Here is a 1,163-nt window from a genome sequence, read left to right on the forward strand (position 1 = left end):
CCGTTTTTTGAAAGCAAAATCATCAACACCGATAACACTGCTGCATTTATTTTCTTCCTGCAGTTTATACTGCTTTGTGAGCAGGCGGACGACACTGTCACCACTGGTCTTGAGATTCATTGTTTTGCAGATACGGTAACATCCTTCACAGCTAGTTTCCAATGCTAATGTACAGATAAAATCCGCACAACGGTCAGTCATCCTGCTGTAGTAGTTCAGAAATCCATTGATAGTCCCGGCAAAAGTCGTAACATCACAATCAGGATTATCACATTGGTATTCATAGGTATTTACCAAAAGCCAGGTGGATTTCCCAAGGATTGGGAGATCCTGGACCTTTCTTTCGTAAGTTCCATGCGGATGTTCAGAAATGGTCCCACATTTTGGACAAGTACAGCTTTTAGAGCGGGCAGACATTTTAATGCGGATTTCTGTATCCGTCTGATAAATATGTGCGGCTTCTAATTCTGTTGGATAAAATCTTTGTATCTCTACTTTTGTTTCCATCCGCATAAAGCTCCTCCAGCAAATATATATGGTTGTATTATACTACGCGAAAATAATTATTCAATGGATTATACGGAAAAATGCGGAAGAACCAAAGAGTCCCGGAATAATTAGGCATTTCACTACACATTTATGGAGGTATCGAAAATGTCCAGTTACAAAGCCAGAGTCCCGGCTGATCAGCAGTTTCAACTAATTATGGAATGCAGGAACAGTGGGCTCTCCGATTATCAGTGGTGCAAGGAGCACGGAATCCATCCGGGAACCTTTTACAACTGGGTCAGTAGGCTCAGGAGGAAGGCCTGCTGTGAAATCCCTGAGTCAATCTCCAAAGCGGAGCCTTCACCGACTCCGGCTCAGGAAGTGGTCCGCTTAAACGTCCATTCAAAAGCAGCGGATCCTGAGCTGATGCTTCTATGCCAGCCAGCGCCTGCGAGTCCAACCTGTATTGCAGATATTCCTGCCAGCATAGAAATATCTCTCGGCAATGCGACAATCCGCATCGCCAATGGAACTGACCTTGCTATCCTTGATCGGGTTCTGAGCCTTGTGAAAGGCACCGGGTGTTAGGCGATATCTCCGTGGCGGACAACATCTATATCGTATGTGGCACAACAGACATGCGCAAATCGATCGATGGTCTCTGTAGCATTGTC

General features: G+C 45.1%; 2 protein-coding genes. One reads left to right on the forward strand and one right to left on the reverse strand.

The window, feature by feature from the left end; genetic code table 11:
• The coding region (locus KH180_RS16715; protein ID WP_290762535.1) for a transposase family protein at positions 1-507 on the reverse strand (507 nt) is incomplete at its 3' end.
• Between the two features lie 147 nt (positions 508-654).
• Between KH180_RS16715 and tnpA the strand changes: the two genes are divergently transcribed.
• Positions 655-1,077 carry an IS66 family insertion sequence element accessory protein TnpA gene (tnpA, locus tag KH180_RS16720; protein WP_270587974.1) on the forward strand — a complete coding sequence of 141 codons (423 nt, stop codon included), beginning with the start codon at positions 655-657 and terminating at the stop codon, positions 1,075-1,077.
• Positions 1,078-1,163: the final 86 nt, after the last annotated feature.

It is taken from the genome of Anaerostipes sp. (assembly GCF_018381315.1).
GTDB lineage: Bacteria > Bacillota > Clostridia > Lachnospirales > Lachnospiraceae > Anaerostipes.

Coding starts and splice junctions, on each gene's coding strand:
- tnpA (WP_270587974.1), top strand. CDS start 655: ATGTCCAGTTACAAAGCCAGAGTCCCGGCTGATCAGCAGTTTCAACTA.